The following is a 23,002-nucleotide window of genomic DNA, read 5'->3' as shown; positions in this document are numbered from 1 at the left end:
TGACGATACGACTGTGAGCTTAGAACAGGGTTCCACGAATACAACGGGTGCAGCAAATCAGGCAAACTGATCGCCGCCTGTAGGAGCTGCCGAGCGAAGCGAGGCTGCGATCTTTTGATCTTTCACTTGAGAATCAATGGGGTTCGGAAAGATCGCAGCCTCGCTTCGCTCGCCAGCTCCTACGAACCCATGCTGCAGGAGGCTACCCATGCTCAAGACCCTGGCGGTGGCCAATTACCGATCCATCAACAAGCTGGTCATCCCCCTGGGCCGGCTTAACCTGATCACCGGTCCCAACGGCAGCGGCAAGTCCAATCTGTACCGCGCCCTGCGCCTGTTGGCAGAGACGGCCCAGGGCGGGGTGGTCAACGCCCTGGCCCGCGAAGGCGGACTGGACTCGACCTTCTGGGCCGGGCCGGAAGAAATCAGCCGGCGCATGCGTAACGGCGAAGTGCCGGTCCAGGCGATTGTGCGCCAGGGCACCAAGCGCCTGCGCCTGGGCTTCGCCGGTGAAGAGTTCAGCTATTGCATCGCCCTGGGCTTGCCGGAGCCCAGTCGTTCGGCGTTTGCACTGGACCCTGAAATCAAGCGCGAATGCATCTGGGCCGGCCCGGTGTTTCGGCCGGCCAGCCTGCTGGTGGACCGCAACGGGCCGATGATCCGTGCCCGCGAAGGCCGCTCCTGGGATGTGCTGGCCCAGCACACGCCGACCTTCGACAGCCTGTTCGACCAGGTCGGCAGCCTGCGCACTTCGCCAGAGGTCTTGCAGATGCGCGAGTTCATTCGTCGCTGGCGCTTCTACGATCATTTTCGCAGCGATGCCGACGCCCCGGTGCGCCAACCGCAATTGGGCACCCGCACGCCGGTGCTGCACCACGACGGACGCGATCTGGCCGCCGCGTTGCAGACCATCCTTGAGATCGGTGACGTCGAGGCCTTGCACGCCGCCATCGGCGACGCATTCCCCGGTGCCCAACTGCACATCGAGAAACTGCAAGGCGGACGTTTCGCCATCGCGTTCCAACAGCATGGCCTGCTGCGGCCGCTGTCCGCCGCCGAACTGTCGGACGGGACCCTGCGCTATCTGTTGCTGGTGGCCGCCCTGCTCACACCACGACCGCCCTCGCTGATGGTGCTCAACGAACCGGAAACCAGCCTGCACCCCGATCTGTTGCCGGCCTTGGCGCGGCTGATCATCCGGGCTTCAGTCAATTGCCAGGTCTGGGTGGTGTCCCACGCCACGCGCCTGATCGCCGCCCTGGAGCAGGATGAAGACTGCAATTGCATCGTGCTGGAAAAAGAGCTTGGGCAGACCGGGATTGTCGGGCAACGGGTGTTGGATGAGCCGGCGTGGCATTGGCCAGATTGAGTGGCGCCTGATCAACCGAATCGCGAGCAAGCTCGCTCCCACAGGGGGAATTGCGGTCGAACACTATTCCCCCTGTGGGAGCGAGCTTGCTCGCGATAGCTATCGGAAGGCCTAAACAAAGTCAGCGAATCACCCCTGCCACTTGCCCCCCTCGACGATCACGCTCTCAGGCTTGGTGTCATCGCTCAATTCCTTGCGCACGTACTGATCGTACAACTTGAGCAAATACTTCTCTTCACCCAGCTTCGCCAACTCGGCGTTGACCCAATCACGCAGCTCGATATTGCCCTTCTTCACCGCCGGTGCGATCGGCGCTTCGGCGCCCAGCGTCTGCTCCAGCACGCGATAGCCGGGGTTCTGCTTGGCCCAACTGAACAACACCAGATTGTCCTGGGCATAAGCATCGCCACGACCGTTGGCCAATGCTTGCAGGGACTCGGAGTTTTTCTCGAACTTGAGCAGTTTCCAGTCCGGGTGATTCCTGGTCAGCCAGATATCCGCCGTGGTGCCGGTGGTGACGATGGTGGTACGGGTCGCCAGGTCATCGAGGCTTTTCACCGAGCTGGCTTGTGGCACCAGCGCCTGCACCGCGACTTTCAGATTCGGGTTGGTGAACTCCACCGCTTCCTTGCGCTCCGGGGTCACGGTCATGTTGGCCAGGATCAGGTCGACCTTGTCGCTTTGCAGGAACGGAATCCGGCTCGCCGGCTCGACCGCGACGAACTCGACCTTGTTTTCATCGCCGAGCAGGTCCTTGGCAAAGCGACGGCCGATATCGGTATCGAAGCCGACATACCGCCCCGCCTCATTGACGAAGCCAAACGGTGGCTTGTCAGTGAAGACGCCGACGATCAACTTGTCCCGCGCCTTGATTTTGTCCAGGTAGCCGGCCGGCGCGGTGCTTTGGCCGGCGACGTTCGGCTTCGGCGGTTCTTCGGTTTTGTTGCAGCCGGCCAGCAGGAAGGCGGCGAGCAACGGCAGTAGCAGCAGAGAAGACTTGGCAGTTTTCATGACAGTTCCAGTTCCTTTGTTTGAGTCGTTTTGGGTAGTGCGGCGACGTAGGAGAACTTCTCCAGGAACTGCTGCGCTCGTGCGGTTTGCGGGTTCGTAAAGAAAATCTCGGGAGGGTTCTGTTCAAGGATTCGCCCGGCATCCATGAACACGATGCGGTCAGCCACGGCGCGGGCGAAGGCCATTTCGTGGGTGACGATCAACAGCGTCATGCCGTCGCGGGCCAAGCCCTGGATGACTTCCAGCACCTCCTTGACCATTTCCGGGTCGAGAGCGGCGGTGACCTCATCGAACAACATGACCTTGGGGTTCATGCACAGCGAACGCACGATGGCGATGCGTTGCTGCTGGCCGCCGGAGAGCTGGCGTGGAAAGGCATCGCGCTTGTCCAGCAGGCCCACTCGGGCCAGCAAGGCTTCGGCCTGGCCGCACGCCTCGCGGCGGTTGCGTTTTTGCACTTTGACCGGGCCAAGCAGCAAGTTATCGAGCACGCTCATGTGCGGGAACAGGTGGTAGCTCTGGAACACCATGCCGATCTGCTGCCGCACTTCGCGCCAGTCGGTGCCCTTGTCCAGCAACTCGCGACCGGCGAATGTCAGGTTGCCGCTGTGGGCCACTTCCAGCCCGTTGAGGCAACGCAGCAAGGTGCTTTTGCCGCAGCCACTGGGGCCGAGGATGACGATCACTTCGCCTGGCTGTACTTGCAGGTCGATGCCGTCCAGCACCTGTTGCTCGCCGAAAAACTTGTTGAAACCCTTGAACTCGATCAATGCGCTCATGCTTGCGTCCAGCGCCGCTCCAGCACGCGCGAGGCGGCCGAGAGCGGGTAGCAAATGAAAAAGAAAAACAGGAACAACGCGCCGTAGATCAGCACGGATTCGTAGGTGCGTTCGATGATCTGCTGGCCGACCTTGATGACGTCCACCACGCCGATCAGCACGGCCAGGGAGCTGGTCTTGATGATGCGCGTATAGACATTGATGGTCGGCGGCGTCATGCGTCTCAGCGCTTGCGGCAGCAGTACATGGCCGTAGAGTTGCGGACCGTTCAGCCCGATCGACAAGCCTGCCTCCCGTTGGCCGCGCGGCAACGAATGCAAGGCGCCGCGCACTACTTCGCCGACTTCACTGGCGCCCCACAACGACAACACCAGGACCGCGCACCAGAAACTTGGAATGCTCAGGCCAAAAAATATCGGCACGCCGAAGAACAGCAAGTACAACCAGACCAGCACCGGGATCGCCCGAAACAGCTCCAGGTAGATCCGCAGGACGGTGTCCAACCACCTCACGCCCAGCGTACGCAACACGCCGTAAAGCACGCCGCCAATGGTGCTGATGGCGATGCTCAGGAAGGAAATCGACAGGGTTTGCGCAGCGCCCTTGCCCAGTTGCGGCAACGACACCCACAGCAACTCAAGACCCGAACTGGCCATGCTGGAGCCTCCTTTCCAGACGGCCGAGCAGCAGCGACAGCGGCAAAAACAGCAGCACGCAAATCAGCGTCAGCACGGCGAGCATTTCGTAGGTCTTGTAGTAGAGGGCGATGTAGCTTTTGGTGGTGTAGAGAATCTCCGGCACCGCCACGGCCGAGACCACCGTGGTCTCCTTCAGCAGGAAAATGAAGTTGGCGAACAGCGACGGCAGGCTGAGGATCCCGGCCTGCGGCAAGATCACGTAGCGCAACAATTGGCCGTGGGACAGCCCGATGGAGCGACCGGATTCCAACTGCGCCTGGGGCACCGCATCCACGCCCGCACGCAGCACTTCCGTGAGGTAGGCACCGCCCAGGAATGTCATGGTGATGATCGCCGCCGCAAACCCCGACACCTTGATGCCCAGCGCCGGCAATGCGAAGTAGACGAAGAACAGCTGGATGAGCAGCGGCGTGTTGCGCGCCAGTTCCACGTACAGCCCCACCAGGCGTTGCAGGTACGGCGTGCGCAACACCAGGATCGTCGCGTTGACCAGCGCCACCAGCAGCGATGTGGCGATGGCGATAAAGCCGACCTGCAGCGTCACGCCCACAGCCTTGAGAAACGCCGGGAGGGTGCTGAGGATAAAAGCGTAATCGAAGTTCATTGAACATCCTGGACGCCGCTCGGTAAGCGGCGGTAGTGCGGTCCATGGGCAGCGGATAGCTACTCGGCAGGCACTGACTTTAATGGCATAAGAAGCGTAATTTAAATACCGTTAAAGCATATTGATATCACGCAAAAAACTATCCCCCGGATTTGCCGCAACGGGTAAAGACGACTATTTTTCTTGCGCCGCAGGGAGGATCTTTTTTCGACATCTCCCTCACCATTACAAGGAAGAAAACATGGCTGACGTAAAAGTGCCGCAGCGACTGGAACCGCGGGAAATAGTGAAATTGTTGGTGGCGTTGCGCCGGGCGTTGAAGAGCGGGGTGGCCTGATCTACCCCCTGTGGGAGCGAGCTTGCTCGCGATAGCGGCCTGTCAGTCACATCAGCGTTACTGATCAGCCGCCATCGCGAGCAAGCTCGCTCCCACAATAAAAAACGCCGACGCTGTATCAGCCGTCGGCGTTTGAAACCGTGAAAGGGTTTACCGCGCGAATCAGAACGCCGGCAGTACCGCACCGCTGTATTTTTTCTCGATGAATGCCTTCACTTCAGGGCTGGTCAGGGCCTTGGCCAGTTTCTGGATGGCCGGGCTGTCCTTGTTGTCAGGACGGGCCACCAGGAAGTTGACGTAAGGCGAATCCGCGCCTTCGATCACCAGTGCATCCTTGGCCGGGTTAAGACCCGCTTCCAGGGCATAGTTGGTGTTGATCAGGTCCAGGTCGACCTGGTCCAGCACGCGCGGCAGCATGGCCGACTCCAGTTCCTTGAACTTGAAGTTGTGCGGATTCTTGGCGATATCTTTCGGCGTCGCCAAAGCGTTTTTCGGGTCTTTCAACTCGATCAGGCCAGCCTTCTGCAGCAGGATCAGGGCACGGCCGCTGTTGCTGCCTTCGTTAGGCAGCGCGATGGTTGCGCCGTTTGGCAGATCAGCCAATTTTTTGTACTTCTTCGAATAGCCGCCGAACGGTTCGACGTGAACGCCGACCACGGTCACCAGATGGGTGCCTTTGCCTTCGTTGAAGTTCGTCAGGTACGGCAGGGTCTGGAAGTAGTTGGCGTCCAGGCGCTTCTGATCAACCTGTACGTTGGGTTGGACGTAGTCGGTGAAGACCTTGATTTCCAGGTCCACGCCTTCTTTGGCCAGGGCCGGCTTGATCAGCTCGAGGATTTCAGCGTGGGGCACCGGGGTGGCAGCCACCACCAGTTTCTCCGCGGCCTGGGTCAGGCCAGAGGTCAGGGCTGCCGCCAATGCGGTGAACAACAGAACCTTTTTCATGCAGTGTCCTTATCGAAAATCACTGTCGTCATGGACGACGGCCAAATGTGGAGTGCCAGTGAAGTGCTATCGCTGGCGTGAAGCGGACAATACCGATATTTTTTATTCCTTAACAATATCTTTTATTCAAGTTCATATTCATTTTACTCATATAGAAAAACACCGTTTTTGTGGCAAGGGAGCTTGCTCCCGCTCTGTGTAGGAGCTGGCGAAGCCTGCGATCTTTTGATCTTGATCTTGATCTTTCGCTTGCGACTCAATTGTCTGGGGAAGGATCGCAGCCTCGTTGCACTCGACAGCTCCTACACAGCTCCTACACAGCTCCTGCAGGCCAAGCGAGGTGTGATCTATAGCGTTTGCTCCAAGCGATTGAGCAGCGCCTTGAGGGCTTCGCGCTCGGCATGCGAACCCTGGGCAATGACCTGCGCCACCTGCTGATCAATCAGCTCCAGGGCTGAAGGCTGGGACGGCAGATTCAAGTGCTCCGGCAAAATCTCATCCCCCGTGCTCACCAGCAATGCGAAGTGAATGACGTTTTCCAGCTCGCGGGTGTTGCCCGGCCAACTGTGCCGCTCGAGAGCGGACTGCGCCGCGTCACTGATCAGCGGCACGCTGAGGCCGAGTCGCTGGCTGTAGATGCCCAGGAAATATTCGGCCAGGGACAGGATATCGCCCACCCGCTCACGCAGGGCCGGCAGTTCCAGTTGGCCTTCGCCAAGGTAATGGTAGAGCCGTTCGTGGAATTTCCCGGCCGCCACCGCTTGCGCCAGGTCGATGCTGGTCGCTGCCACCAGGCGGACATCCACCGGGCTGGGCTGATGCGCACCCACACGGGTGACTTCATGGTTTTCCAGGGCCGCCAGCAATTTGATCTGGATCGGCAGCGGCAAATCACCGATTTCATCCAGGTAAAGGGTTCCGCCGTTGGCCGAGCCAAACCAACCGGCCCGGCTGCTGGCCGAACCGCTGTAGCTGCCGGCGGCATAGCCGAACAGTTCGGCGTCGGCGTAGGTCGGGCTGATGGCGCCGCAGTTGACCGACACAAACAACCCACCGCGATCACTTTCGCGGTGGATATGCCGGGCCAGCAGTTCCTTGCCGCTACCGGTTTCACCGCGTATCAGCACCGAGACCGCACGCGGCGCCAGTTGCTCCAACGCCTGGCGCAACTGCCGCGAACGAGGGTCGACGAACACCAGCGCCTTGGCGCGAATGCTCAGGGGGCTTTTTTCCGCATCGGGAAAGGTCAGCAAGGGCTGACCGAAGGTTTCATGCAAACTCATGGCAGGCTCCCGCCCCAGACCGCCGGGAGACGGGGGGCGCTAAAAATTCAGGCGCGACGCAGGGCGTGATGCTCCATGCGGTTTTGCAGGCGATAGAGGTAAGCGAAACCCTGCTCCCAACGCTGGTGACCGGACTTCACGTTGATATGCCCCGCCCCGGACAGAATCCCGGCCTCGGCGCCCCAGTTACGGGCCAGTTCCAGGGCGCGCGGGGCGCTCACGGCGGCGTCGTTGTCGGAGCTGACCACTTGGCTTGGGAACGGCAACAGATCAGTGGGAATCGGCGCGAAGTTGCGCAGCGCCGGAACGCAGGCCGGCCGCTCGACATCCGCCGGCGCCACCAGCAACGCCCCACGCACCTGCCGCAGGAACTGCACCGGCGCGGTGGCGGCCCAATGGGCCACCGTGATGCAGCCCAGGCTATGGGCAATCAGGATCACTGGCGTGCTGTCGGCGGCCACGGCCTCGGCCAGCGCCGCGACCCAGTCTTCACGCCGGGGCGTGACCCAGTCGGCCTGCTCGACCCTGGCACTGTTGGGCAGGCTGTTCTGCCAGTGGGTTTGCCAATGATTTTCCGGCGATCCTTGCCAGCCCGGCACAATCAGGTAGCGAATCGATTCGTTGCGCATGGGTGCTCTCCTGCGTGTCTGTTCCCGGACGAGTATAGGGAGGAGAGCTATATTATTTAAGGAATAAGAAGCTATTTGTTAAGACCTGAAAAGAATAAACGCTCCACCCTGTGGGAGCGAGCTTGCTCGCGATAGCGAACGGTCAGTCGACATCGATGTAACAGACATACCGCTATCGCGAGCAAGCTCGCTCCCACAGGTATTGCGTCGGTCTCACTCGCTACGCCCCTTGCGCAACAACACATCCAACTGGTCGATCACTTCCGCCCAGTCCGCATCCTCGAGGATCTCGTCGCGCAGCATTTGCCGCTGGCCCTCGCTCCAGAAAAACGCATCGGCCAGGTGCAGCCCAGGCTTGAGGGGCGAATGACTGGTTATAAATTGATCAATGCCCTGAGCGTCATCGGGCAAGCCCAGTTGCTTGAATAATGCGGAAAGAGGGTGAATTGGGGTTTCCATACGGGCCTCCTGAACATAATGGAGATGGCGGGGTGTTTCTCCGCAGTCTAGCCCCTCGACGACCGCCAGACTGATCAAAATTCAATCAACCCTCGACTCGACTAGACTTTGAATAACATCCCGACGAATACACGTTGCGGAGGGTGCTGTGAACATTCACTGGTTGACGGTTGCGCTGCTGGCGATCAGCGGGCCCGCGTTCGGCGCCGATGGCCTCGTGCTGCCAGGCACCGATTCCCTGGGTTTCTGGCTGGTTGCCGTTGGCGTGGCCTTGCTGGTCTTCGAGGCGGCCCTGCCCAATTATGGTGTCGCGGGGCTGGGTGGCATTGTCCTGTGTGTGATTGGCGCGGTCATCCTGACCAACGCCGATGTCCCGGTTCCGCTGATGCTCGGCCTGGGCCTGGTCAGCGCCTTGCTGCTGATCGTCCTGTTGGTCCGTGCGTTGAAAACACGACCGCGCCAGCCTGTCAGCGGCGATGCGGCGCTGTTGGGCAGCGTCACGATGGTGACTGCGTTGCAGGCCGGCAATCATCATCATGGCTGGGTCCAGTTGGAAGGCGAACGCTGGCAGGTGGCAAGCGCAACGCCGCTGCGGCCTGGGCAAGCGGTGCGAGTCATCACCCGCAAGGGTTTGCTGCTGGAAGTGGCCCCCGCTGATTCACAAGGAGTCTGAGATGGGCATGCAAATCGGTTTTGTGCTGCTGTTGTTACTGTTGATTGCACTGGCAGGTGCGACGTTCCGGATCCTGCGCGAATACGAACGAGCGGTGGTGTTCCAGCTCGGTCGGTTCTGGCAGGTCAAGGGGCCGGGGTTGATCCTGCTGATTCCGGTGGTACAGCAGATGATCCGCGTCGACCTGCGCACCATTGTCCTCGACGTGCCGCCCCAGGACGTGATCACCCGCGACAACGTCTCGGTGAAGGTCAATGCGGTGCTGTATTTCCGCGTGCTCGATCCGCAGAAAGCCATCATCCAGGTCGAAAACTTCCTCATGGCCACCAGCCAACTGGCTCAGACCACCTTGCGCGCGGTCCTCGGCAAGCATGACCTGGACCAACTGCTGGCCGAGCGCGAGCAATTGAACGGCGATATCCAGCAGGTGCTCGACGCCCAGACCGATGCCTGGGGCATCAAGGTGGCAAATGTCGAGATCAAGCACGTGGACCTCAACGAATCGATGATCCGCGCCATCGCCCGCCAAGCCGAAGCCGAGCGCGAACGCCGGGCCAAGGTGATCCACGCCGAAGGCGAGCTGCAGGCCTCGGAAAAACTCATGCAGGCCGCCGAAATGCTCGGCCGCCAGCCAGGCGCCATGCAACTGCGCTACATGCAGACGCTGGGCTCGATTGCCGGGGATAAAAGCTCCACCATCGTCTTCCCCTTGCCGATTGAATTGCTCAAGGGGATGGCGGAGTTGTCGCCTAACAAGTCCTGATGCGCCGTGCGAGCATTTCCCTGTGGCGAGGGAGCTTGCTCCCGCTGGGCTGCGCAGTGGCCCCAAGCTTTTGCGGTTGCTGCGCAACCGAGCGGGAGCAAGCTCCCTCGCCACAAAAACGGGTTCCCGCTACAGGGGCAGTGACTTCAACGCTTCATAGGGCCCCTGCGCCCAGCGCATGACCCGCTCACGCAACAACGCCGAAGCCTCCCGGCGCTTGTCCTCGCTATCGCCAACAAACGCCTGCGCCGGCTGCTTGGCATGCTGCCCCACCGCGGCGAACACTCGCCTGCCTTGCTCCTCATCGAGCCGGAAAAACGCCGCCAGCCGGCCCGTCATCGCCTCGGGCAGTTCGGTGTAGTTGACCGCCATTGCACCCAATACCTGACAGTGTTCCAAGCCTCTCGCCAACAATCGTCCCACCCGGCGCGAGATGAAGTCTTCCGGGCTACTGAACGGCAACCCATCGTCCAGGACACTCGTCCCGATCATCCCCGGCACCATGTGCATGCCAGGACGGCGCAGATGGGAGACGGCGATTTCCAAGGGATCGCGGTACAGGAACAACCAAGGTGTGTCGGGAAAGCACTCACGCAGCAGCGCCAGCTCACCGATGTTCCAGGCGTCGAGCTTGACCACCAGGCGTTGCTCCACGCCTCGGCGGCGCTGCCCGTACGCCGACATCAAGCCCTTGAGCGCCACGCACCGCTCGGCAAGCGGCAGATCACTGCGCAGCAGCGTATCCAGGGGCGGTGGTTCCGAAATGACGATGTGATCGTCCAGTTGGGCAAGCATCTGGCTGATCAATGTCGAGCCACAACGGGAGGCATGGAAAATGAACGCACTGGGCACCAGGCCCGGGCTTTGTCGTTGCCACTGACCGAGCACGTCCAAGGGTGTCTGGCGGCGGAACGCCTGGTTGAAGGGCAAGCGCAGGGCGTCTTCCACGGCGTCGCCGAAGAACGGTTGCGCCAGTCGCGCGTCGCCAAACCAGCACCAATCGACCCGCCACAGCCCGGCCTCTTGCCATACGCGGATCGGCAACCAGCCCTGCAGATTCAGGTCTTCCACTGGTTTCTCCACTGCTGGCGACCGGTGCGCATCGCCGCCCGCAATTCTTCCCGGGTGAAATGAAGCCCTTGTTCGGCCCCCAGCGCCAGGGCGGAGTCAATGAAAGCTTCCAGCTCATGCAGGTTCTGCAAGGTTCGGGCGAGATAAGGATCCGTTTCCACGCGCTGCTGAAAACGGACAAAGTCGCTTGGCCCGACGCCCGCGGCGGGTGTGGTGGGCAGCCCATCGGCAATCTGCTGGGCCAGCCACGACCCGGGGCGACAATCGAGCACCAGGTGAACCCGCGAATGAGCACTTCGATTCACAACGCGATGAGGTCGCGCCAAGTCGAGGAACCAGCACTCGCCCGCCGTCATCGGAATGATTTGCCCATCCAGGAAGAAGTCCACGCCAGGCGAACTGAGCAACGGCACGTGCAGGCGCCGGTCGGCGTCCGGCCCACCCAGGTCATAGTCGCGATGTTCGTGGATGCACCCGCCGGGGCCGAGCCGCAGCAGCCGGGCCGAGACGATCTCCAGGGGCCAGTCGCGCAACGCCTCATGCCAGCGGCCGTCCGTTGACCACGGAGCGCGGTGCAGGGGCTGGCCGTACCCGGGCGAGAGCTCGGTGACGGCATCGGCCGCCGAAATCAGCGCCACACCGCTCCAGTCGCCGCTGTAATAGGCACTGTTGAAATGCCCCTGCCAGCGCTCCTCTTCAATGGCGGCCAGTGCCTGCAACAGCAACGGCAGATTCACCGCCACCGGCAGCCGGGAATACGCCGGGCGCGTCATGCCAGCGCCCGGTTATTGAGTCACCGCGGCCGTCGTCGGCACCGTGATGTCGCCCTGGGCCCAGGCCGCTTCACGGTTAGCCAGCGCCGTGGCAATCGACTGGACTGCGGTCGATTGCACTTGGTTTGGCAGTGGGTCGAGACCGGCGCTGGCGAAGATCTGCCCATAAGCGTTGCGCAGATCGGCGTAGGCCAGGTCCCGGCGCAGATCGGCCTGCAGGGTGTTCAGTTCACCCTGGATCAGGTCCAGCTCGCCAATGCCGGCAGCCTCATGACGGTTGCGCAGTTGACCGACAATCTGCCCGTCGATATCCGCCAGTTGCTGGCTGGTCTTGAACTGGCGCAGCGCTTCGCGATAGTTGGCATTGGCCACGTACAACTGCGCCAACACGGCAATCGACATCGCCTGACGCCGCGCCGATGCCACTTCTTCACCGGCCTTGGCCACGTCGATGGCCGCCGGGGCGGAAATCACGTTGAACAGGTTCCAGGTGACTTTCACGCCATAGTCGGCCCAGCCCTGTTCCACCAGGAACGAGTTGCTGTCGTAATGCCCGCCGGCGGAAAACTCCAGCCCCGGCAGCAGGCGCAGCATGGCCTTGCGGGTTTCGGCGGCGGTGATGCGGGTCTGGTAATCCTGCTCGCGCAGTTCCGGACGGCTGGCCAGGGCTTCCTGTTCGAGACGGGCCAGGTCGACCTTGAGTTCCGGGATGGCGTATTCATCCTGGGTCGCCAGGGTCAGCTCGGTACCCAAGGGCAAGTTGATCAGGGTCGCCAGTTCGGTCTTGGCCAGGGACAGCGCCCGACGCTGCTCTTCCAGTTGACGGGTAGCCTGGATCAGCGAGCGCTGGTAACCCAGGGCCTGCACCGGGTCACCGATGCGCTGCTCGCTCATGCTCTGGCTGTTGTCCCGCGCCGTCTCGACCCGGGCCATCAGGCTGTCGATCTGCTTGAGCAAACGCTCGGCGGCCATGGCGCGCCAGTAGGCCGAACGCACGTCCTGGACGATGGTGTTGATCACCTTGCGCCGGCGCTCCTGCACGATCAGGCGCTGGTCTCCGGCCTGCTTGGCGCTGATGTAGCTGACGCCGAAATCGAGCACGTTCCAGACCATGGTCAGGTCCGCCACCTCGCGGTCGCGGTCCTGGGAGGTCGACGGTTCCAGGGACTGGGTACCGGTTTCCACGCTCTGGCTGCTGGAGGCATTGACGTTGTTGCGGCCCACATAACCGGCGTCCAGGGCCATGCGCGGCAGCATGTCGAAACTGGCCAGGTCCAACTGACGCTTGGCCAGGGCTTCCTCCATGATCTTCAAGCGGCCTTCGAGGTTGTACTTCACTGCCCGGGCCATGGCCTGGTGCAGGGTCAGCGGGCCGCTGAGCGGCTCCTGATCCTTGTACATATTCTGCAGGTCGGTTCGAGCGCGCTGTTCGCTGACGCTACGCTCGATCGGATCGCTGGTGACCGCACATCCACTCACCACCAACGCCAGCAAACTCATACCGAATAACTTCTGACTTCTATTCATTCCCTGGATTGCCCCTGGCTGCCCCAATATTTTTAGAATTCAGGCCTGCACTTGGCTGATGCCGACCTGTCGTAACGCGGTTGCCAGGCTGTCCACCTGACGCTGTTCAGTGTCCTTGAGATGTTGCAGCTGTTGACCCAGGGTTGGCGCCCCGAACATTCCGCGCAGCCCTTGGGACACATCGCCGCCCTGCATCGACTGGCTGTCGAAGGCGTCCATCGATTCGCCCTCGGAGCCGGAGTCCTGGTTGAACAGGGTCGACAGCGTGCTGCTGCCAAACACCCCGCCATCGCCACCACCAAAACCCAGGAACCCCTGGCCGCTACCGTCGCCAGCGGCGTCAGTGCTGAATACCTGGGCGATATAACTCGGCGCCAGCGCACCATGGTTGATGAAAATATCCCCAATCGGTCGCAGGCCACCGCCCACGTCCCGTTGCTCGAACAGCGGTGGGAAGCCCAGTGGCGACCCCAGGTTGCCGGTCGGTGGCGTAAAGACGATCGGTTGCAACGGCACCTCGGACGGCGGGATAACCGTGACCGGGTCGGCGGTCAGGAACTCCGGCGGCGGCTTCACATCGTTGGGCACCACGGTGTCGATCGCATAGTTGTTGGACACCGCCACGCCGGCCCCGGCGTTGCCCGACAGGTCGCTGACGTTGCTGGTGTCCAGGGCAATGAAGTTGCTCGGATCAGTGAGGTTCACCGTCGGTGTAAACGTCGCGGTCCAGGTCTTGCCACCATCGCTGGTGGTCAGGTTGGTCAGTTCACCGTTGGTGACGCTGAGATCCGACAGGTCAAAATCCGTCACCGCTTCGCTGAAGGTGAAGGTCACCTGGGTCGTCTCGCCCACCGTCAGGTTCGGGTCGGCGACCACGATGGTTGCCGTCGGCCGGGTGGCGTCGAGTGCGTAGTTGGCGGAAATCGCGATGCCCACGCCGGCGTTGCCGGCCAGGTCCTGCACATTGCTGGCGTCGAGCAGGATCAGGTTGGTGGCATCGTTGACGCCGGCAGTCGGCGTCAGGGTCGCGGTCCAGGTCAGGCCGCCGTCACTGCTGGCAAGGTTGGACAACACGCCATTGGCGACACTCATATCCGACAAGTCGAAACCGGACACCGCCTCGCTGAAACTGATGGTCACGGTGGTGCTCTGGCCGATGCCCAGGGTGGTGTCGCCCACGGTGATGGTGGCACCAGGGCGAACCGTGTCGATCGCGTAGTTGTTGGAGTTCACCACGCCGACACCGCTGTTGCCCGAGGCGTTGACCACGCCGCTGGTGTCCAGGCTGATCAGGTTGCTGGTGTCGGTGATGCTGGCGCTCGGCGTGAACGTGGCCGTCCAGGTGACGCCGCCGTCGGTGGACGACACATTGCTGAGCGTGCCGTTGCTGATGGTCAGGTCGCTGTTATCGAAACCGCTCACCGCTTCCGAGAACGTAATGGTGACCTGCGAGGTTTCTCCTATGCGCAGCGCACTGTCGGCCACCACGATCGTGGCCGTCGGCACCTGCGTCTCGACCGCATAGTTGGCCGAATCGGTAGTACCTGTCCCGGTATTTCCGGCCGCGTCGCTCACGCCGGTATTGTCCAGGGTGATCAGGTTGCTGGCGTCGGTCACACCCAGGGTCGGCGTGAAGGTCGCGGTCCAGGTCAGGCCGCCATCGCTGCTGCTGACGGCGCTCAAGGTACCGTTGGCGACGCTCAGGTCAGCGTTGCTGAAGCCGGTCACTGCCTCGGAGAAGGTGATGGTCACCTGCGCGGTTTCACCCGGTTTCAACACCGAATCGCTCAGCACGATGGTGGCGGTCGGACGCTGGCTGTCGACGCTGTAGTTGTTCGAATCGGTGGTGCCGCTGCCCGCATTGCCCGCCAGGTCGGCGACGCCGCTGTTGGCAAGGGTGATGACGTTGCTGGTGTCCGTGACGCCGCTGGTCGGAGTGAAAGTCGCGGTCCAGGTGATGCCGCCGTCACTGCTGCTCAACCCGCTGAGCGTACCGTTGGCGACGCTCAGGTCGGCGTCGGTGAAGCCCGTCACGGCCTCGTTGAAGGTGATGGTCACCAGCGAGGTCTCGCCGGCGGCAATGGCGGTGTCGGCGACGACGATGGTTGCCGTTGGGCGCACGGTGTCGATGGCGTAGTTGTTCGAATCGGTGGTGCCGACGCCAGCGTTGCCTGAGACGTTGACGACACCGGTATTGTCCAGGGTGATCAGGTTGCTGGTATCGGAAATGCTCGCGCTCGGCGTGAACGTGGCCGTCCAGGTGACGCCGCCATCGGAGGACGACACGTTGCTCAGCGTGCCGTTGCTGATGGTCAGGTCGCTGTTGTCGAAACCGCTCACCGCTTCGTTGAAGGTGATGGTTACCTGGCTGGTTTCACCGATGCTCAGGGACGTATCGGCCACCACGATGGTCGCCGTCGGCACCTGCGTGTCGATCGCGTAATTGGCCGAGTTGGTCGTGCCGGTTCCGGTATTGCCCGCCGCGTCACTCACCCCGGTATTGTTCAGGATGATCAGGTTGGAGGTATCCCGCACGCCGAGGGTCGGCGTGAAGGTCGCAGTCCAGGTCAGGCCGCCATCGCTGCTGCTGACGGCACTGAGGGTGCCGTTGGCAATGCTCAGGTCCGAATTGTCGAAACCGCTGACCGCCTCGCTGAAGGTGATGGTCACCAACGAAGTTTCGCCGACACTGAGGTTGGAATCGGCCAGCACGATCGTTGCGGTCGGACGTTCGGTGTCCAGCGCGTAGTTGTTGGAGTCGGTGGTGCCGACATTGGCGTTGCCTGCCAAATCAACGATGCCGCCACTGTTGAGCGAAATGACGTTGCTGGTGTCCGTGACGCCAGCGGTCGGCGTGAAGGTCGCGGTCCAGGTGATGCCGCCGTCGCTGCTGCTCAGCCCGGAGATCACGCCGCTGGCGACCGTCAAGTCAGCACTGGTGAACGCCGTCACGGCCTCGCTGAAGGTGATGGTCACCAGCGAGGTCTCGCCAGCGGCAATCGCGGTGTCGGCCACGACGATGGTCGCGGTTGGACGCACCGTATCGACGGCGTAGTTGTTGGAGTCGGTGGTGCCCACACCGGCGTTGCCCGCGCCGTTGATCAAGCCGGTATTGTCCAGGGTGATCACGTTGCTGGTATCGGAAATGCTCGCGCTCGGCGTGAACGTGGCCGTCCAGGTGACGCCACCGTCGGTGCTGCTCATGGTGCTCAGGGTGCCGTTGCTGATGGTCAGGTCGCTGTTGTCGAAGCCGCTCACCGCCTCGTTGAAGGTGACGGTCACCACGGTGGTTTCACCGATGCTCAGGGACGTATCGGCCACCACGATGGTCGCCGTCGGCACGTTGGTGTCGATGGCATAGTTGTTGGAATTGGTCGTGCCGGTGCCAGTGTTGCCCGCCCCATCGTTGACCCCGGTGTTGTTCAGGACAATGAGGTTGGACGCGTCGGTGACCCCGAGGTTGGGCGTGAAAGTGGCGGTCCAGGTGATGCCGCCATCACTGCTGCTGACCGCACTCAACGTGCCGTTGGCGATGCTCAGGTCCGAATTGTCGAAACCGCTGACCGCCTCGGAGAACGTAATGGTCACCAGCGAGGTTTCGCCAACGCTCAGATCGTTGTCGGCCACCACGATGGTGGCGGTCGGGCGCAGCGTGTCGACGACGTAGTTGTTGGAGTCGGTGGTACCGCTGCCGACGTTGCCCGCACCATCCACCACGCCCGTGTTATTGAGCGTGATCAGGTTGGTGGTATCGCTGATGCCAGCGCTCGGCGTGAAGGTCGCAGTGTAGGTGATGTTGTCGCTGGTGCTCAGGCCGCTCAGGTTGCCGTTGGCGACGGTCAGGTCCGCCAGGGTGAAACCCGTCACGGGCTCGCTGAAGGTGATCGTCACCACCGATGTCTCGCCAACGGCGATGGCCGTGTCGGCGACCACGATGGTGGCGGTCGGACGCACGGTGTCGATGGCGTAATTGTTGGAATCGGTGGTGCCGCTGCCAGCGTTGCCGGCCGAGTCCGTCACGCCGGTGTTATCCAGGGTGATCAGGTTGGTGGTGTCGCTGGTGCTGGCGCTTGGCGTGAGCGTCCCGGTCCAGGTAATGCCGCCGTCGCCACTGCTCAGGCCGGTGACCGTGCCGTTGGCGACCGTCAGGTCGGCGGTGGTAAAACCTGTTACCGCTTCGTTGAAGGTGATGGTCACCAGCGAGGTTTCGCCGACGCTCAGGGCATTGTCGGCCACGACGATAGTCGCCGTCGGACGCTGGGTGTCGACGGCATAGTTGTTCGAACTGGTGGTGCCGCTGCCGGCGTTGCCCGCCGCATCCGCCACACCGGTATTGGCCAGGATGATCAGGTTGGTGGCGTCGGTGATGCTGGCGCTCGGAGTGAGCGTCGCGGTCCAGGTGATGCCGCCGTCGCCGCTGCTCAATCCGCTCAAGGAGCCGTTGGCCACGGTCATGTCCGCCAGGGTGAAACCGGTCACCGCCTCGCTGAAGGTAATCGTCACCAGCGAGGTTTCGCCGATGTTCAGCGCGGTATCGGCCACCACGATGGTGGCGGTCGGGCGCTGGGTATCGACGGCGTAGTTGTTGGAGTCGGTGGTCCCGCTGCCGGCGTTCCCGGACAGGTCGGCAATGCCGGTGTTATCCAGGGTGACCAGGTTGGTGGTGTCGCTGACGCTGGCACTTGGTGTGAGCGTCCCGGTCCAGGTGATACCTCCGTCGCCGCTGCTCAGGCCGGTGACCGTGCCATTGGCGACCGTCAGGTCGGCGGTAGTGAAACCACTCACCGCCTCGCTGAACGTTATGGTTACCAGCGAAGTTTCGCCGACACTCAACGCGGTGTCGGCCACCACGATGGTGGCGGTCGGGCGTTGCGTGTCGATAGCGTAGTTGTTGGAGTTGGTCGTCCCCACGCCGGCGTTGCCATTGAGGTCCGCCACGCCCGTGTTGTTCAGGACAATGAGATTGGAGGTATCGGTGATCGTCGCATCCGGTGTCAGGGTGGCTGTCCAGGTGATGCCACCGTCGCTGGTGCTAAGCCCACTGAGCGAGCCGTTGGCCACCGTCATGTCGGCCGTGGTAAAGCCGGAGACGGCCTCGGAGAAGGTGATGGTGACCGTGGAGGTCTCGCCAATCCTGAGGGCCGTGTCGCTCACCACGATGGACGCCGTGGGTGCCACGGTGTCGTTGACGATGTAATTGTTCGAGTCGGTGGTGCCCACGCCGGCATTGCCGGCCAAGTCGGCCACGCCAGCGTTGTTCAGGGTGATGATGTTGGTGGTGTCGGCGATGTTGCTGGCCGCGGTCAACGTACCGGTCCAGGTGATGCCACCGTTGCTACTGGTCAAGGTGCCGACGGTGCCGTTCTGCACCGTCAGGTCTGCCGCGGTGAGGCCGGTCACGGCCTCGGAGAAGGTAATGGTCACCGTCGACGTGCCACCGGAGTTCAGGTTGGTATTGGCCACCACGACGGTCGCGGTGGGCGGCGTCTCGTCTGGCACATAGTTGGTGTTGATGGTGCCGCCATCGCCGTAGACGTTGGCCACCGACGCCGGCGAAACACCCGCGCTGCCAGCGCTTGTCCCACCGACGCCGCTGCCGCCGACGTTGCCGGCCAGGGCGGCAAAGTTGGCGGCGGTGATCAGGATCGAGCCTTTGTTCCAGATGGCGCCGACACCGACACCACCCGCACCACCCGCCTGGAGATAGCTACCGCCAGCCCCGCCGCCGCCACCGCCACCGCCGGCGCCGACGTTGTTGGAAATGGTCGAGTTGCCGATGATCCGCAGGGTTGCGCCGGTATCGTTGTAGATACCCCCCACCGCACCGCCGCCGTCGCCGCCGAAGTTGTCATACCCGTCACCGCCGCCGCCACCGCCGATGGACAAGCTACCGCTGGTGGCCGTGCCCCCGGCCGAACCGGTGCTGTAGCCCGGATAAGCCGCACCGCCAGCGCCCCCCGTGGTGGAGCCGCCACGCCCGCCAATGTTGAAGAAGCCGCCACCGGCGCCGCCCTGTCCGGCCGTGCCGTTGGAGCCCGTGGAGTTAAGCGTGTCGCCACCCTTGCCGCCGGTACCGCCGGTGATCGCGCCACCGCCACCCCCGCCGCCACCGGCGTACTGCGGCGTCACACCGCCGCCGCCACCGCCGCCTGAAGCGGCGTTCGCGGTGACCGTAACGTTGCGCAGGGTCAAGGTGCCGGCGTTGTAGATACCACCACCCTGGGACACCAGGGCATCGTCGCCGCCGTTACCACCGTTACCGGCCGTCATGCCTCGGGTGATTACCAGGCCATCGAGGGTAGCCGTGGTGCCGGACGTCACGTTGATGACCTGGGTGCGGTATTGCCCGTCCAGGGTCACGTCGGCCACGTTGTCATTGTTGAGATCGCCGTCGATGGTGACGTTCTTGCTGACCACCAGCACCGAGGTCAGCCCGACGGTCATGCTGGTGTTGAAGGTGACGATGTCGCCGTTCTGCGCGGACGCCAGGGCGGCGCGCAGGGAGCCCACGCCGGTATTGAGATTGTTGGTGGCGGTCCAGGTGGCCAGGCCCCACTGGTACTCGCTCATGGCATTGGCCGACAGCACGTTGGCACTTTCGATATTGCCGGTGGCGATTTCCAGGTCCCAGTCGCCGCCCAGGCCGGTGCGGTCGTTGGACGCCGCCACGTCGCGACCGGTCAACTGCGCCAACGAATCAACCAGGCTCAGGCCACGCTCGCCTTCGGCGGTGTAGCAGCCATAGATCAGGATATCGCCACCGGCGTTCATGTCCTGGCCGATCTGCGCCAGCACTTCGCTGCGGGCCTGGACGTTATCCGCCGACAGGTAGCTGTTGCCCAGCCACAAATCACCGGCGTTACCGTGGGCGATGATCTGCACCGAGCTGATGCCCTGGTGGGTGTCCAGGTAATCGGCGATCTGTTGCAGGCCGTCCTTGGTGGCATCCAGTTGCACGACCTGGGTACCGGGCGCCACGCCTTCGAGCAGGCTGGCGGAATCCTTGACCCGGGAATCGACGAACACCACAGACTTGCCCGGCACGGCAGCCTCGGTGGCATCGACCTGGCCCTGGGGTGCATGGGTGTCGGCCGGCTGGTCCGCCGTGGGCGTCTTGGCCGCCTCGGCCGTCGGATGCGCATCCGGTTGAGCAGCGTCGGCCACGGTGGCCGCCACCGCGCCGTCGAATAGCATTCGCGGCTCCAGGGACATGATCATTGGCGATGCCAGGGCCTGTGTGCCCTCGGTTACCCGCGATTTGCCTTTGCTCCACCACATGACGATCACCTGGACTCGAACTTCTTGAACACGCAAATGAAAAAAACCGCAATCAGCTGATGGCGGCGTCGGTTTTCATACGAATGACATTGGCGGCGCTTGCGGACCCATCGCGCCAGAACGACAACTCGGCATACTTTTCAAACAGATCCGGCGGCAGCAAGGTCCGCCGGGGTTGCGGCGCGACCTTGGGCTTGACCTTGTGCAGGCCGGCAACGCCCAGGGCCTGGTCGAAGGCCGGCGCGTCGTAGGTCAAGTGATTGAAATCGTGCTCGAACCAGGGCTCGCCGATGAACTCGTACACCAGGCGCATCACCCGCTCCGGGGCCTGGCTCAACAAATCGTAATCAACGATCAGCAGCGACTCGGCGTTCTCACCGTAGTAGGCCTCTTTGAGCGCGGTCCAGGCGAACCCCACCAGGCGGTTGCGCTGGGCCAGGGTTTCGCAGCGGCTGTAGACGGTGTTGCGCTCGTCATCGTCGTTGAACAGCTTGGTGTTTTCGAACGGATTGGCACGGTAGAGCCGCTCCAGGCTGTCGAGCACCCAGGCGACGTTGCGCACACAGGCGATGGTCTTGGCTTGGGGAAACAGATCCTGCAAGGCAGGCAAGCGGGCGCACCACTGACGGTTGGTGTCGAAGATGACCGGCTTGTCGGATTTGTCGGCGTAGTAGGAATCGAAGAGGCCGCGTAGCAGGCGGCGGCGCAGGTCGGTGTCGATCACCGAACCGAACTCGCTGCCGGCGCTGCATTGCTGCAGGACGCTGCTGAACAGCGAACCGACGGGACTGGTCATGCCGGCATGAAAGCGCGGGTTCTGCAACAAAATGGCAGAAAGCAGGGTCGAGCCTGAGCGCGGTAGACCGGAAATGAAGTGAAACTGCGGCAATCCATTCACCTTGTTTGTAGTCCCTTTGTAGCCGAAGCGTAGCCGAGGAAACAATCTTCGCCTAGTAGTACTTTGATATCAGATTCATCCCAAGCCATAAAAGAAGATGGACGGTAGAGACGCTCGGGAACCTGAATCGATTAAGCCGTGTCGCGACATTTTTCCGCCTGCTTCGTTCGGCAGAATCAAACATCCCGGTCTACGCTCAGCCGTGCGTGACCAGGCCAGGGATTAAGGAGTAGGGCTGATCGCATTTCTCGTCCCACGAGCCCTGCCGGCATGCCATACCAACAATCTGAAGGGATGAGGAATCTATGGAAGTATTCATCGGCACTATCCAGTCATTCGCCTTTAACTTTGCACCCAGGGATTGGGCCCTGTGCAACGGTCAGACGCTTTCCCTTTCTCAATACCAGACCTTGTTCGCCCTGATCGGCGTGACGTACGGAGGCAACGGCCAGACCACCTTCATGCTGCCCAACCTGCAAGGTCGCCTGCCCTTGGGCCAAGGCAATGGCCTGGGCCTGACCCCGCGCGTCATCGGTGAAATCTCCGGCACCGAAAACGTCAGCGCCACGCTCAACAATCTACCCAACCACACCCACACGCTCACGGGCATCACCGCCTCGACCACCCTGCAGTTGGCCAACCCGGCCAGCAATCCGGTGAACACCCCGACGGCCACCAACTCGTTCATCGGTACCTCGGGCACCGGGCCGGGCTCGGCGGCGATCTATTCCGACCAGATAGGCGCTTCGCCAGTGCCGCTGCAAGGCGTGACCACCGCCGTCAGCGGTTCGGTTTCCGCCACGGGCAACGGCATGCCCATGGAGGTCATGAACCCGTTCCTGGCCATCAACTTCAGCATCGCCCTTCAGGGCTATTTTCCGTCCCGTAACTGATGAACCGCCGGAGGGCTGCGGCCCTCCGGCCTTTTGGAGTGTCGACATGCTGCAACAGGTTCATAGCCGCCATTTCCAACCGCTGCTGGGCCAGACCGGCAACCTGACCCTGCCCGACGGCAGTTGCCTGCCGGTGCTCTTCGAAACCCTTGACGAAACACCTCGGGCAAAGCTGCCGAACACCGAGCGCATGCCCTTCAGCGTGGAATTCAACAGCCTGGAAAGTACGGCGTTCGTCGACGGGCTCTGTGGGTTGGAAGTGCCGGAACTGGGCAAGATCGAGGGGGTGTTCGTGTCACGGATGCCGCCCATGGGACGGGATCCGGCGCTGGGGTATTTCTACATCGCGTTTAACTGATCGCCAAAACCTGAGGCCATAACAAATCTATTGTGGGAGCAACTGTGTGGGAGCAAAGCTTGCTCGCGATCCAGGCGCTGCGGTCCTCAAGAGACCGCGGCGTTTTCATCGCGGGCAAGCCTTGCTCCCACACAGCTCGCTCCCACAGGGGTACGGCGTCATTCAGTCGCCTTTCGGATACCAGACCAACCGCTCCGCCGCCGGGCTGCGCTCTTGTACTTCGAAGCCCAGGGCCAGGTAGTGCCGACGGGCGTGGGGGTTGCTGGCCCAGACCACGGTGGCCACCGGGCAACGGATCTGTTGCGCGGCTTTCTGCACCCCTTGCAGCACCGTCCGACCATACCCCTGCCCACGTGCCTGGGGGATGAAGGCCAGGTACAGCACGCGAATTTCATTGGGGCCGAAATCCGTGCTCAAGGCGCCGATAGCGGTGCCGAGTTTTTCCACGACGTAATGCATGGCATTGGGGAAGTTCTCGCCCAACCCTTGCTCCTGCACCTGGAACTGCTGGGCAATCACCTGCTGCACCTGCTCAGGCTCGCCATCGATCCATTGCAGGTCCGGTCGCGCCGCCTGGTACAGGCCCTGCAAAAACGGTCCATCGCTGACCCGCGATGGACGCACCACCAATCCCTCTGCCGCCACTGAATCCAT

General features: G+C 62.3%; 19 protein-coding genes. 5 read left to right on the top strand and 14 right to left on the bottom strand.

Features of this window, described 5'->3' with window-relative positions:
* Positions 1-208 precede the first annotated feature (208 nt).
* Entirely contained in the window at positions 209-1,369 is a 1,161-nt protein-coding gene (locus QMK47_RS02190) for an AAA family ATPase (protein ID WP_253470859.1), read from the top strand.
* A gap of 129 nt (positions 1,370-1,498) precedes the next feature.
* Here QMK47_RS02190 and QMK47_RS02185 read toward each other — a convergent pair whose 3' ends face one another.
* The 8 genes from QMK47_RS02185 to QMK47_RS02150 form a co-directional block, all read right to left on the bottom strand.
* Positions 1,499-2,380 (bottom strand): transporter substrate-binding domain-containing protein, encoded by an 882-nt coding sequence (locus QMK47_RS02185; RefSeq protein ID WP_253470856.1) that lies wholly within the window; start codon positions 2,378-2,380, stop codon positions 1,499-1,501.
* On the bottom strand, positions 2,377-3,159 hold the full coding sequence (locus QMK47_RS02180) for an amino acid ABC transporter ATP-binding protein (RefSeq protein ID WP_253470853.1): 783 nt from the start codon (positions 3,157-3,159) through the stop codon (positions 2,377-2,379). Before QMK47_RS02180 ends, QMK47_RS02185 begins: the two co-directional genes overlap by 4 nt.
* Positions 3,156-3,815 (bottom strand): amino acid ABC transporter permease, encoded by a 660-nt coding sequence (locus QMK47_RS02175; protein WP_320389745.1) that lies wholly within the window; start codon positions 3,813-3,815, stop codon positions 3,156-3,158. Before QMK47_RS02175 ends, QMK47_RS02180 begins: the two co-directional genes overlap by 4 nt.
* The gene (locus QMK47_RS02170) at positions 3,796-4,461 is read right to left on the bottom strand and encodes an amino acid ABC transporter permease (protein WP_214511022.1); all 666 of its coding nucleotides are present in this window, start codon (positions 4,459-4,461) and stop codon (positions 3,796-3,798) included. The genes QMK47_RS02175 and QMK47_RS02170 overlap by 20 nt, the downstream gene beginning before the upstream one ends.
* A gap of 499 nt (positions 4,462-4,960) precedes the next feature.
* Positions 4,961-5,743, bottom strand: coding sequence for a MetQ/NlpA family ABC transporter substrate-binding protein (locus tag QMK47_RS02165; protein ID WP_253470850.1), 783 nt, complete (start codon positions 5,741-5,743; stop codon positions 4,961-4,963).
* A 347-nt stretch (positions 5,744-6,090) separates the two neighbouring features.
* Positions 6,091-7,026: a sigma 54-interacting transcriptional regulator gene (locus tag QMK47_RS02160; RefSeq protein ID WP_320389744.1), complete on the bottom strand. Its 936-nt coding sequence runs from the start codon at positions 7,024-7,026 to the stop codon at positions 6,091-6,093.
* Positions 7,027-7,073: 47 nt separating this feature from the next.
* Positions 7,074-7,655: an alpha/beta hydrolase gene (locus QMK47_RS02155; RefSeq protein ID WP_018608891.1), complete on the bottom strand. Its 582-nt coding sequence runs from the start codon at positions 7,653-7,655 to the stop codon at positions 7,074-7,076.
* Between the two features lie 213 nt (positions 7,656-7,868).
* Positions 7,869-8,114, bottom strand: a complete 246-nt coding sequence (locus tag QMK47_RS02150) for a DUF2789 domain-containing protein (protein ID WP_214511025.1) — start codon at positions 8,112-8,114, stop codon at positions 7,869-7,871.
* A 148-nt stretch (positions 8,115-8,262) separates the two neighbouring features.
* On the opposite strand from QMK47_RS02150, the gene QMK47_RS02145 reads away from it, so the two are divergent.
* Complete coding sequence (locus QMK47_RS02145) at positions 8,263-8,787, top strand: NfeD family protein (protein WP_253470848.1); 525 nt, start codon at positions 8,263-8,265, stop codon at positions 8,785-8,787.
* Position 8,788: 1 nt separating this feature from the next.
* Positions 8,789-9,550 (top strand): slipin family protein, encoded by a 762-nt coding sequence (locus QMK47_RS02140; RefSeq protein ID WP_212798493.1) that lies wholly within the window; start codon positions 8,789-8,791, stop codon positions 9,548-9,550.
* Positions 9,551-9,679: 129 nt separating this feature from the next.
* On the opposite strand, the gene QMK47_RS02135 is transcribed toward QMK47_RS02140, so the two are convergent.
* From QMK47_RS02135 to QMK47_RS02115, 5 genes are read right to left on the bottom strand one after another with little or no spacing between them, the layout of a single operon-like run.
* Positions 9,680-10,621, bottom strand: coding sequence for a sulfotransferase family protein (locus QMK47_RS02135; RefSeq protein WP_320389743.1), 942 nt, complete (start codon positions 10,619-10,621; stop codon positions 9,680-9,682).
* The gene (locus QMK47_RS02130; protein WP_320389742.1) at positions 10,609-11,394 is read right to left on the bottom strand and encodes an aspartyl/asparaginyl beta-hydroxylase domain-containing protein; all 786 of its coding nucleotides are present in this window, start codon (positions 11,392-11,394) and stop codon (positions 10,609-10,611) included. Before QMK47_RS02130 ends, QMK47_RS02135 begins: the two co-directional genes overlap by 13 nt.
* A gap of 12 nt (positions 11,395-11,406) precedes the next feature.
* A complete protein-coding gene (locus tag QMK47_RS02125) occupies positions 11,407-12,921 on the bottom strand; it encodes a TolC family protein (RefSeq protein ID WP_253470845.1) in 1,515 nt (504 codons plus the stop codon).
* Between the two features lie 39 nt (positions 12,922-12,960).
* Complete coding sequence (locus tag QMK47_RS02120) at positions 12,961-20,199, bottom strand: Ig-like domain-containing protein (protein WP_320389741.1); 7,239 nt, start codon at positions 20,197-20,199, stop codon at positions 12,961-12,963.
* 52 nt (positions 20,200-20,251) lie between these two features.
* Positions 20,252-21,097 carry a sulfotransferase family protein gene (locus QMK47_RS02115; protein ID WP_214511031.1) on the bottom strand — a complete coding sequence of 282 codons (846 nt, stop codon included), beginning with the start codon at positions 21,095-21,097 and terminating at the stop codon, positions 20,252-20,254.
* Positions 21,098-21,402: 305 nt separating this feature from the next.
* Between QMK47_RS02115 and QMK47_RS02110 the strand changes: the two genes are divergently transcribed.
* The gene (locus QMK47_RS02110) at positions 21,403-21,990 is read left to right on the top strand and encodes a phage tail protein (RefSeq protein ID WP_253470841.1); all 588 of its coding nucleotides are present in this window, start codon (positions 21,403-21,405) and stop codon (positions 21,988-21,990) included.
* Positions 21,991-22,036: 46 nt separating this feature from the next.
* Positions 22,037-22,348, top strand: coding sequence for a DUF6916 family protein (locus QMK47_RS02105; protein WP_320389740.1), 312 nt, complete (start codon positions 22,037-22,039; stop codon positions 22,346-22,348).
* Positions 22,349-22,510: 162 nt separating this feature from the next.
* Here the strand turns inward: QMK47_RS02105 and QMK47_RS02100 are convergent, their stop codons facing one another.
* The gene (locus QMK47_RS02100) at positions 22,511-23,002 is read right to left on the bottom strand and encodes a GNAT family N-acetyltransferase (protein WP_320389739.1); all 492 of its coding nucleotides are present in this window, start codon (positions 23,000-23,002) and stop codon (positions 22,511-22,513) included.

It is taken from the genome of Pseudomonas sp. P9_35, from assembly GCF_034008205.1.
Taxonomy (GTDB): Bacteria; Pseudomonadota; Gammaproteobacteria; order Pseudomonadales; family Pseudomonadaceae; genus Aquipseudomonas; species Aquipseudomonas kilonensis.
This window is presented reverse-complemented; position numbering and strand designations above follow the sequence as displayed.

Bases quoted from the DNA above. Each gene is read 5' to 3' on its own strand.
- QMK47_RS02165 (WP_253470850.1), bottom strand. From the start codon at position 5,743: ATGAAAAAGGTTCTGTTGTTCACCGCATTGGCGGCAGCCCTGACCTCT.
- QMK47_RS02185 (WP_253470856.1), bottom strand. From the start codon at position 2,380: ATGAAAACTGCCAAGTCTTCTCTGCTGCTACTGCCGTTGCTCGCCGCC.
- QMK47_RS02180 (WP_253470853.1), bottom strand. From the start codon at position 3,159: ATGAGCGCATTGATCGAGTTCAAGGGTTTCAACAAGTTTTTCGGCGAG.
- QMK47_RS02110 (WP_253470841.1), top strand. From the start codon at position 21,403: ATGGAAGTATTCATCGGCACTATCCAGTCATTCGCCTTTAACTTTGCA.
- QMK47_RS02105 (WP_320389740.1), top strand. From the start codon at position 22,037: ATGCTGCAACAGGTTCATAGCCGCCATTTCCAACCGCTGCTGGGCCAG.
- QMK47_RS02170 (WP_214511022.1), bottom strand. From the start codon at position 4,461: ATGAACTTCGATTACGCTTTTATCCTCAGCACCCTCCCGGCGTTTCTC.
- QMK47_RS02130 (WP_320389742.1), bottom strand. From the start codon at position 11,394: ATGACGCGCCCGGCGTATTCCCGGCTGCCGGTGGCGGTGAATCTGCCG.
- QMK47_RS02100 (WP_320389739.1), bottom strand. From the start codon at position 23,002: ATGGATTCAGTGGCGGCAGAGGGATTGGTGGTGCGTCCATCGCGGGTC.
- QMK47_RS02125 (WP_253470845.1), bottom strand. From the start codon at position 12,921: ATGAATAGAAGTCAGAAGTTATTCGGTATGAGTTTGCTGGCGTTGGTG.
- QMK47_RS02150 (WP_214511025.1), bottom strand. From the start codon at position 8,114: ATGGAAACCCCAATTCACCCTCTTTCCGCATTATTCAAGCAACTGGGC.
- QMK47_RS02120 (WP_320389741.1), bottom strand. From the start codon at position 20,199: ATGTGGTGGAGCAAAGGCAAATCGCGGGTAACCGAGGGCACACAGGCC.
- QMK47_RS02140 (WP_212798493.1), top strand. From the start codon at position 8,789: ATGGGCATGCAAATCGGTTTTGTGCTGCTGTTGTTACTGTTGATTGCA.
- QMK47_RS02155 (WP_018608891.1), bottom strand. From the start codon at position 7,655: ATGCGCAACGAATCGATTCGCTACCTGATTGTGCCGGGCTGGCAAGGA.
- QMK47_RS02190 (WP_253470859.1), top strand. From the start codon at position 209: ATGCTCAAGACCCTGGCGGTGGCCAATTACCGATCCATCAACAAGCTG.
- QMK47_RS02160 (WP_320389744.1), bottom strand. From the start codon at position 7,026: ATGAGTTTGCATGAAACCTTCGGTCAGCCCTTGCTGACCTTTCCCGAT.
- QMK47_RS02175 (WP_320389745.1), bottom strand. From the start codon at position 3,815: ATGGCCAGTTCGGGTCTTGAGTTGCTGTGGGTGTCGTTGCCGCAACTG.